We start from the raw sequence: 10,828 nt of genomic DNA on the forward strand, positions 1-10,828 counted from the left end.
ATGATAGGATTAAAAAACAAAGTGAGTGTCGGCCATCAAGATCAAACAGATAAAATTCAATATTTAACAAATAAATTCATCCTCTTAATGAAGGCTAACCATATAGAGTCGAAAGAGGCTGTCGCTCTTTCAATAAGAGATCCGCTGCTATTTTACGCAGCCTATAAAGGGTGTAGTGAACTGGGAATTATTCCAGTCGTGACAGGTGCGATGAAAAATCCTCAAAAAGAGCTTGCGCGGATTCAAGTGCCGCTTTTCTGCTATGAGGCGGATCATGGTTTTTGTGTTGAACGTTATGATGGCATTGAAAAGGCACTTCTTCCAGAAGGAATCGGGGCTATTATCAGAACGACAGGATCGGTTACTGGTATGCCTAAATTTGTCATCTGGTCTAAAAAGGGAATCAAATATCAAAGTGAACAAACAATCACAAGAATGGGCTTTACCGAAAGAGATATTATGTTTGCGGCTGTTCCTTTGTGGGGAGCTTATGGCTTGACTCTGATTAATATCATTGAAACATGCAAAATGAACCTGGTTATTCCAGAACATTTGCGGCCTCGGTATGTTTTGCAATTAATGAAAGAAAGTGGTGCTACTTTGTTTGAGGGAACACCTTCATTCTACAAAATCATGCTTGAGCATTTCAGTAAGGACATGGATGAACGAAAGGCAGTTTCCAACATGCGGAGCTGGGGATGTGGAGGAGAAATCTTACCTGAAACTGTCGCAGAAAAATGGTTTGAACTAATAAAACGTCCTATTCTCGACGGATATGGGCTTTCAGAAGCTGGACCCAATGTGGCGTTGAATGCATGGAATGATTTTTGTATAGGAACGGTGGGAAGGCCACTGGAAGGGACGGAATTAAAACTGAACGAAAAGGGAGAGCTACTTGTTAGGAGCCCTAGCAATATGATGGGCTATTTTGGTCCAAATTCACAGGAAAATCCACTCGATTCTGAAGGATGGCTTAATACTGGAGATTTAGCAGAGATCAATGAGGAAGGTTATGTAAAAATTATAGGCCGGACGAAAAATATTATTGTGATTAAAGAAAAAAATATTAGTCCTGAATATATCGAGAATAAGCTGCGCCACTTTCAAGAAATTCAAGACGTTGTCGTTATTGGTGTTCATAATGAAAACAACGGTGTGCGTCTCGCTGCCATATACATTAGCAAAAACAAAAGTGAAATCAACTCAAAAAATGTAAAATGCTATGCACAAAAGCATTTAGAAAAAGAACAAGTTCCTTTTTATTACAAACAACTGGATGAATTTCCGATGCTGGCAAATGGAAAAATTGACCGGAATGCTTTAAGGGAAATGTGTTTTACAAAACAAGCAAAGGGTGTGATTGAGTGAAGAATGAACCTTCAGTTGTTCTTATTGGCATTGAAGTCGACGTTATAAACGGGGTTCCAAGCTATCAATGGATCACAAAAAATGAGATACCAATTGAAAGAGAACCCTTTCAATATCAAAAAAGTAAATTTAACGATGAGACTGTAGAACCGTTATGTGAAGGACTGTATAAAATTATTACTGAATTATCACATCAAGGATTTGTCCATTCTAATGATGATATTGGCCTGTTTGTCAATGTTTCAAATGCGATTTGGCCTGATATTGAACGATACGTAGAAGCTTTGGAAAAAGGAAAAAAGGCTGTTAGGCCTCACATGACGATATCTTTTGAAAATAGTCTTCCAACTGCTCAAGCAGCCATACAACTTGGTCTCAATGGACCCTCTACAACGTTTGCAGATTACTGTGGCAAAATGTATGGAATTGGATTAGCACATAACGCTTTAGTAGACCGACTGGCCGGTCTAATGTTAGTGGCAGAAATTTATCGTGCACCTGAAACTGACTATGAAAATTTCACCGGTCGGATTACAATTGCCGCTTTAACAAATGCATGCCGTCTTCAAAACTACCAACCTCTGTTTGAAATACGGAACTGGGAATGGGAAAACGAACATGATGAACACTTAAGTTTTAGTGAATGGATTCACCATTGCGTCGAGAGTAATAAAGGACAAGGTGTAAGTCGTTTAACATAAAGGCAGTGGAAGGAGCTGTAAATATGAATAGGATTGGCATTAGTGGAATGGGGCTTGTTTCTCCATTTGGGCTTGGAATGAATTCATTTGAAGAAGGGTTATATTCAGGGGAATGTGCTATGTCGCCTATTACCCGTTTTGATGCAAGTGGTTTTAGGAGTCAAATAGCTGGCCAGGTAAAGGGGAATGTTCTTCATTCTAAGGAAAGTATCGCTAAACAATTTTTATCATTTGCCATGAAAGAGGCTGTAGAAATCGCTGGTTTAAGTGAAAAAAAGATAGAACATCACAGGACGGGATTGATTCTTCCGGTTGTAACAGGGCCGGACAATGACACAATGGAAAATGAAGCTAATGAATGGATCATGGATCCTGAACATCATCTTCCAACTTCTTTATTTCAGACAAGAAACATCATTAGACCGACGTCTGCTTGTGCGTCAATTGGTACAGCACTTTCAATTGGCTACAGCATGATTCGACATGGCCAGTTGGATAGGGTCTTTATCGCACGTGCAGAAGTATTTAATAAGTATGACTTTGCTTCACTTGATATTGTCAGAGCCATAACAAAAACTGAAGCAAAGCCCTTTGATCTCAAGAGAAATGGTATTACGATCGGTGAGGGGGCAGGAGTCATTATATTAGAGTCGGCGGATAGTTTGAAAGAACGTAAACATAAGCCGTTGGCATGGCTTGACGGTGCCAGTTGTGTATTAGGGGGAGAAAAGCAAAATATGATTGAGCTAGATAAGGGAAAGGTAGTCAAATCTATTCAAACAGCGCTCCAACTGGCAGGGGTCAATAAGCCAGATTATATACATGCTCATGCAACTGGAACGCCGCAAGGAGATGTGATCGAATCAGAAGCATTGGTGGAAACCATTGAAGATGGAAGCAGTATACCGGTGAGTTCTCATAAAGGAGCATGTGGGCATTTGTTGCGTTGTTCAGGTTTTTTGGGAACAGCAGCTGCTTTATTGGCCTTGAAGCTGCAATGTATTCCGCCGACAACAGGTTTAGATCAGCTTGATCCGAAAATTACCGCAAATATTATGAAAGAAAAGGCATTTGCGAACATATCTAGCGTGCTTGTCAATAACTTTGGGTTTTGTGGGAATTATGCATCCTATTTGATTCAACACCCTACAATTGAATGGAATGGAAATATCAAGTGAACTATGAAAAATTGTTTATTTAATTAATATAGATAGAGAAAAATAATCTTGGAGTTTACTCGTTGTAAGGGATCTTGTATAGTTAAGCCCCATTTTGGAAATGAGAATTGCAGAAACAATCAAAATGCACTTGTTTTTTGCTTGCTACAATATATACAATTTCTCAAATTATCTAAGCAGGTAATCTTGTCATTTTGAATGGTGGAAGTGGTGAGAAAGCAAGGCGTGTTTGCATTAATAAAAGGAACCTTCATTGTATATGTAGAGAGAAATAAAGAGGAAATAAAATACAAAGAGTTAGAGTTTTTGAAGGGGGGAATAACGTTGAATTTTAGCAGTGAGCAATCACTAGCAGATATTGGACGTGCCTTGACAGGGGCTTCGTTTGTCATCGGCGTGTTTATTTGCATCAATTTATTTATTTTATACAGAGTCATTGTACAGGCTCTGAGAAAAGAGCGTTCACTTGTTGTATCGGCAAAGAATAGATTGCTTTTGGGTGTGGCAGTTGTTATATATGGGGCCTTAATTTACGTTCTTCATGAATCTTATAAGTGGCTAAAATCTGAGTTTGTCGATTTACAAGCAGTTAGTACACAAATGTCAATTGTATATTGGTTATCGATTGGATTGATAGGTCTGTATATTCTCTACTATACGCTTACTTTATTTTATAAAAAAGAAGGGCAGGAACAGTTTCTGCTAATGATTATCAGTGGGGCTGTAAGTGGGTTGAGCAATACGTTTGTCATATACATCATTAATCAATCGTTAAATACGAAAGACAACTTTACGAATGGTTTATTCTATGCCTTTTTAATTGGGTTGGTTGTTCATATCATTGCAGAACGATACATTCGTACAAGGATTGCTGTAATTACCAATCGAGTAGTTTATGAAAAAAGGGTTAAGCTGATTGATAAAACGTTGCAAATTCCATTTGAACGAATGGAGCGTTTTGAGAAAGGAAAAATCAGTGCTTGTTTAAATAATGATACAGAAAAAATTAGTGAAGGCATGCATTTAGCAGTTACTGGTGCGACCAATTTAATTACTTTGTTTTTCTGTCTAATTTATTTGGGTATGTTGAGCTTTTGGGGCCTTGTTTTATCTTTGGGCGTTGTTGTGGTCACTATTCTAATCAATCTATTTGTTGCAGGGGAAGCAACTAGACTGTATGAAGAGACAAGGGACATTCAAAATAAGTTTTTTGGTTTTATTAATGACATGTTGGCAGGATTCAAAGAGTTGAAGCTAAATAGAGCAAGAAAACTGGCATTCCAACAAAATTTTGAAGAAGCTTGCAGCGACTATCGTAAAAAGGGGACAAAGGTTGACCTAAAGTTCGCTAACGCTTTTATTATGGAAGACATGATTCTATTGTCGGTTGTTGGATTTGTGGCGTTTCTCTTTCCACTGATTTTCAAAATGCAAGGTGAATTGCTGTACAATTATGTTTTTATTTTCCTTTATATGATTGGCCCTGTCACCTATCTGCTGCATTCTTTTCCGCAAATTATGCAGATTCAAGTAAGCTGGAAACGTATTAATAGTTTAATGGAAGAGGTCGCTGAATTAGAAAAAGAAGACCGTATTTCTGTCGAACCGTCGCCTGAAAAGAAAGTGATTCTCACTTTAAAGGGAGTCCAATTCCAATATAAAGGTACAAGCGGAGAAGATTTTTCAGTTGGACCAATTGATTATGAATTTAAGGCTGGAGAAATTACCTTTATTACTGGAGGGAATGGAAGTGGGAAATCAACCTTTGCTAAGCTTGTTACCGGCCTTTATCCGGCTGATCGAGGAGAAACTCTCATTAACGGCGTTTCTAAAACACCAGAACAAATCCAAGAATACTATTCTGCAATTTTTAGCGACTTTTATCTTTTTGACCGTCTCTATGGTATAGATATTGATGGAAGAGAGCAGGAAATTCAAAGCTTGCTTGGGCTTCTTAGAATTCAGGATAAGGTCACAATCAAAGATGGTGAATTCAGCACGACTAAACTGTCGACAGGTCAAAAGAAGCGTTTGGCTTTGCTAGTTTCATATTTAGAGGATCGACCTATTTGTTTATTTGATGAATGGGCGGCAGATCAAGATCCAGAATATCGCAAATTCTTCTACTACAATTTGCTTCCTATGTTAAGAGATGAAGGGAAGTGTGTCATTGCGATTACACATGACGATCAATACTTCCATAAGGCTGATCATCTTATCAAAATGGAGCAAGGCCAGTTTGTAGAAAATAAGGATATATGAGGAGGTACATGTAGATGAGTCGTTATTTTCCATTAAGTAATGGACAGCTGGGCATTTGGTATGTTGAAAAAATGTATCCTAATACAAGTATTTCAAACAACGGGGCACTTATACAATTGGCTACAGAGCAGCCCCTTCTTTATAATCTAATTTCTATTGCTATAAATGAGTATATAAAACGAACAGACAATATCCGTTTACGTATGATTTCTAGAAAAGAAGGCGAACCAGTTCAGTATGTAGCTGAATATATTGAAAAAGAAATAGAAATTATCGAGTTAAAAGATGCAGGCACTGAAAGTGTAAAAGAGGCTGCACTTGCCCACTTTCAGCAACCTTTACCACTAGAGGACGAGGATCTTTTTGATTTTAAAGTGTTTAAAGAAAGCAGGCATCAGTGCTTTCTTTATGTGAATATTCATCATATTATTTCAGATGCTGTGTCTGTCATGAGTTGCATAGAGACCATTATTTCCATTTACACTGATTTAGCAAGTGGTGCGGTCATCGATATGGTGAAAAGTCCATCGTTTATCGAGCAAATTGAAGCGGAGCAGACATACGAGAAAAGTCCGCGTTATGAAAAGGATCGTCTTTATTGGGAACAGATTTTCCAAAGTAGGCCAGAATTAACATCTCTTAAGCCTAGCAACGATTATTGCAGCAGTGCGAAAGCAATACGGCTGTCTAAAGCAGTTCCGAAATCTCTTGCGGAAAAGTTGAAAGAATATTCGACTAAGAATCATATTAGTTTATTTAATTTGTTCTTGTCAGGCGTTTTCTTGTATATGTCCAAAATGAGTCAGAAAAAGGATATTGTAATCGGTACAATGTTTTCCAATCGGACAACGCTTCGTGAAAAGGAATTGTTTGGCATGCTTGTTAGCACTGTTCCTTTTCGTGTAGAGGTTGATCCAGCTCTCACTTTTTCTTCATTCGTAAGAAATTTAAATCAGCAGCAGATTAGAACAATGAGGCATCAAAAATATCCATATAATCGTATTTTAAATGATTGGCGAAAAAAGCACAGCACGCATGATTATTTGTATACAACTTCCTTACAATATTTGGAGGTGGATTTCCCTAAGACAGATGGGATTAGATATAATGTTGATTTTTTATATAACGGTTATGAAATCAATGATCTCGCCTTTCATATTGTAAAAAATGGGGAAGACATTGCATTTGAAATCGACTATAGAGTTGATTTATTTGAAGAGACAGAGATCCGCGACATGTTTAATAGAATAATGCTTTTACTTTCTAAAGCATTATTGGCTCCGCAGCAGCAGATTGGAAATTTAGATTTATTAACAGTTACTGATCAATCCTTATATTTTAGGGAGCAAATGGAAATAGTCTGTCATGAACCGGAGGAATATTTCCAACAGATTTTTCAAAGAATTGCAAAAAGAATACCTGAAAAGATAGCGGTTGTTTGTGAGGAGCGCACACTGACGTATAAGGAACTGGATGAGCGGTCGAATCAGCTTGCACGACTCCTTCGACAAAAGGGGATAACACGAGAAAAAACAGTTGCTATTCTTACTAATCGTACAGAAGATATGATCGTTGGATCGATAGCGGTGATGAAAGCAGGTGGAGCTTATGTCCCAATCGATGCCGAATTTCCAGAGCAGAGAATCCAATTTATTCTAAAAGACAGCAGTTCTGTGATTTTGCTGACGGATCAAGTAAATAGAGTAGAACAAGATGCTTCTATTGAATGCATCCACTTTCAAGATGAAGCAATTCAGCAACAGCCGAGATCTTCTATTGAAAACCTGACGAAGCCTGAAGATTTATGCTATATCATATATACGTCTGGAACAACAGGCACGCCAAAGGGGGTTATGATTGAACATCGGAATTATCTAAATATGTGGAAAGCCTATAACGAAGCATACGGTTTTCAAGAAATGAAGCCTTGTATCTTACAGATGGCCAGCTTTTCGTTTGATGTCTTTTCTGGGGATATGGCAAGAGCTTTATTGAATCAAGGAACCCTTGTCATTTGTTCGTCAGAAGCAAAGCGTGATTTAGTACGTATTCAAAATTTGATTGAGACACATCAGATTACAATGCTGGAATCAACACCAGCTTTAATTGTTCCTCTTTTAGATGACATGTATGAAAAAGGGATTAAGCATACTTCTCTTGAATTGGTTGTGCTGGGTGCTGATTCTTGTTTGAAAGAAGACTATGAACGTCTCTTAGAACGTTATGGTGAAAGTATACGAATTGTTAACACGTATGGTGTCACTGAAGCGACAATTGAATCGAGCATTTATTGTTCTGAGCAGGCGTTTGCAGATTATGAGGGTATTACGCCAATCGGTAAACCGTTATCAAATATGTCAATGTACATTTTTAGTGAAAACATGGAGCTTCTTCCACCTCATTATATAGGGGAGTTGTACATTGGTGGAAAAGGCGTCGCCAGAGGCTATTTGAACAATGTAGAGCTGACAGAGGAAAAATTCATCTTAAACCCTTATGATCCCTCTGAAAGGCTGTATAAGACAGGGGATCAAGCGAAAATGCTGCCTGATGGAAATATTCAGTTTCTTGGGCGCAATGACTTTCAAGTCAAAATTAGAGGGCATCGAATTGAAATTGGAGAGATTGAGGCAAAAATGATTCAGCACTCTTTGGTGAGGAGAGCGGTTGTAAAGACTGTTAAACCTAACTCCCATCAAACCGTATTGGCCGCTTACTTTGAATCAGATGAAGTAGATATCACAAATCAAATAAAAGCCTTTTTATTTAGAGAGTTGCCGGACTATATGGTCCCGACATATTTTATTCAATTAGACCGATTGCCTTTAACTGAAAACCACAAAGTCAATCGGAGAGAGCTGCCAGAGCCTGAAGTCTTTTTCAAGGAAAAGGAAGAGACAGGTTTGTTTCATAAAGCAGTTGAGGCAAAATTAGCCGAAGTTTGGAAGAAAACGCTAAAGGTAGATGATTTACATGCAACTTCTGATTTTATCCAGCTAGGTTTTCATTCATTGCAAGCATTAAAACTTTTGAATGAGATTGAGAATGAGTTCGGGATTCGACTGACGCTAGGGGATATTTTTTCTAATACACTTTTGTTTGCAATGGCAGATGTCATTGAAGAAAAAATGAAGATAGGCAATTTTGAACAGCTGCTACCTGCTAAGAAGAGTGATTCTTATCCTGTGACAGCTGCGCAAGAAGGGGTATACACAAGATCATTAATTACAGACGCTAATCTGTTTAACATACCTTGTGTATTCCAAATAGATGGGCCACTTGACGCGGGTGCGCTTATAGATGCAATGCAAAAGTTAGTCAATCGACATGAATCGCTTAGAACCGCTTTTATAAAAGAAGATGGCGTCATTAAGCAGAAAGTTCATACAAACGTTTCCTTGCATGTGGATTATGATGTATACAAGGAATCTGAAATAGAGGAGATTATTTGCGCTTCGCCTCATTCGTTTTCATTGGACAAGCCTCCCTTGATGCAGGCACGGTTGATTAAAATACAATCTCTTCAAAAACATGTTTTATTATTAGACTTTCATCATATTATTTTCGATGGTATGTCTCTCCAAGTATTTATGGAAGAATTGGCATTGATATATCAGGGGAGAACTTTGCCACAATTGGAACTTGGGTACAAAGATTACGCTGTATGGGAGAAGCGCCAATTAGAAGCAGATCGGTTTTCTGCACACCGAGATTTTTGGAGGGACATTCTTGTTGACCATACAGAACAGCTCAATTTGCCTGCTGATTTCCCAAGGCCAGATGTGCAATCTTTTGATGGAAAAACATTTGAATTTGAATTAAATATAAATCTACTAAACAAACTAAAAGATTATTCTATGAAGCACGGCCTGACGCTTTATATGAGTCTCTTATCAGTATATTTTGTCTTGTTATCAAAATACACGGGTCAAGATGACTTGATCGTTGGTACACCTATATCAGGACGCATTCATTCAAATATAGAAAGGATTACAGGATTATTTGTCAACACTCTTCCTATTAGGAAGGTAGTTGGCAGAACAGCTAGTTTCGCTCAATTTTGCCAAGAAGTCAAACGCGATATGCTTGGTATGCTGAATCATCAGCAATACCCTATTGATGAACTAGCCAAGCAACTGAAACTCAATCGTGATCCAAGCAGAAATCCTATTTATCAGACTGTATTTGCTCTACAAGATGTCAAAGAGAGTTATGAGCTGTCTGAAGGTGTCAAAATGTCTATTGTCGATACAGACTATAACACTTCTAAAGTTGATTTAACATTGGAGGCTGCAGTTCTTAATGATTGCCTTGGGTGCCGGTTTGAATATAGTACAAGTTTATTCAGAAAAGAAACTATCAAACAGATGGCAAAACATTTTGAACATCTTATCGAGACGATGGTGGCCGATCCACATCAAATAATCAGTGAAATCGGGTTGCTTTCCCAGGAGGAACAAGAGCTATTGGCTGGTATGAATGATACTTTTGTACCGATACCTTCCTACCAATCTATCTCGGCTCAATTTGAAAAGCAGGCTAAGGTGCGTCCGGAGGAAACAGCGGCTGTCTTTAGAGGAAGCTCCATCTCCTACGGAGAATTGAACAGTCGTGCCAATCAGCTAGCACATGTTCTCATTCAACAAGGTGTTGGAACGGATATGTTGGTAGGCATCATGGTTCGCCCATCATTTGATCTACTCATCGGGATGCTGGGAATTTTAAAGGCGGGGGGAGCCTATGTACCAATTGACCCTCAATATCCAGATAGCCGTATTGAGTACATGCTGAAAGACAGCGCGGTCCCTCTTTTACTTACACAGTCGGTGCTGAAAGAAAGAACAGACTCATACTCAGGCAAAGTAATTTATTTGGATGAGGGGATGGAAGGAGAGCGTACAACGAATCCACCTTCAGTGGCAGAAGGGCATCATCTAGCCTATATGATTTATACTTCTGGATCAACTGGGGAGCCGAAAGGCGTCTTGATTGAACAGCACAGTGTACTGAATTTATGGCAATGGTTTGAAAGGACGTATCATGTGGCTCCTGGAGATGCTATTCTTCATATGACCAATTCTGCCTTTGATGTTAGTGTGGAGGAAACGTTGATTCCACTCATGTCGGGAGCTGTTGTCGTTATTGCGGAAAAACAAGTGGTGTTCCAAAAGGAAATGCTAATTGACTTCTTGAATGAGCACAAAGTCCGCATTGCTCAATTCGTTCCGGCAACCTTACGTGCACTTTTAGCTGGACAAACGAAAAAAGCTAAGAATTTAGAAGTGGTCATCTGCGGTGGAGAAAAGTTGGATCCTCAAT

General features: G+C 38.6%; 5 protein-coding genes. All 5 read left to right on the forward strand.

Features of this window, described 5'->3' with window-relative positions; genetic code table 11:
* Complete coding sequence (locus HFD78_RS27125; RefSeq protein WP_000579675.1) at positions 1-1,368, forward strand: class I adenylate-forming enzyme family protein; 1,368 nt, start codon at positions 1-3, stop codon at positions 1,366-1,368.
* On the forward strand, positions 1,365-2,069 hold the full coding sequence (locus tag HFD78_RS27130) for a hypothetical protein (RefSeq protein WP_000787315.1): 705 nt from the start codon (positions 1,365-1,367) through the stop codon (positions 2,067-2,069). Before HFD78_RS27125 ends, HFD78_RS27130 begins: the two co-directional genes overlap by 4 nt.
* A gap of 23 nt (positions 2,070-2,092) precedes the next feature.
* Entirely contained in the window at positions 2,093-3,247 is a 1,155-nt protein-coding gene (locus HFD78_RS27135) for a beta-ketoacyl-[acyl-carrier-protein] synthase family protein (protein ID WP_001079735.1), read from the forward strand.
* A gap of 210 nt (positions 3,248-3,457) precedes the next feature.
* On the forward strand, positions 3,458-5,509 hold the full coding sequence (locus tag HFD78_RS27140) for a cyclic peptide export ABC transporter (protein WP_223272784.1): 2,052 nt from the start codon (positions 3,458-3,460) through the stop codon (positions 5,507-5,509).
* 14 nt (positions 5,510-5,523) lie between these two features.
* Positions 5,524-10,828: non-ribosomal peptide synthetase (locus HFD78_RS27145; protein WP_191968132.1), on the forward strand; the 5,305-nt coding region annotated here is incomplete at its 3' end.

It is taken from the genome of Bacillus sp. EKM501B (assembly GCF_011800505.1).
GTDB classification, from domain to species: domain Bacteria; phylum Bacillota; class Bacilli; order Bacillales; family Bacillaceae_G; genus Bacillus_A; species Bacillus_A cereus.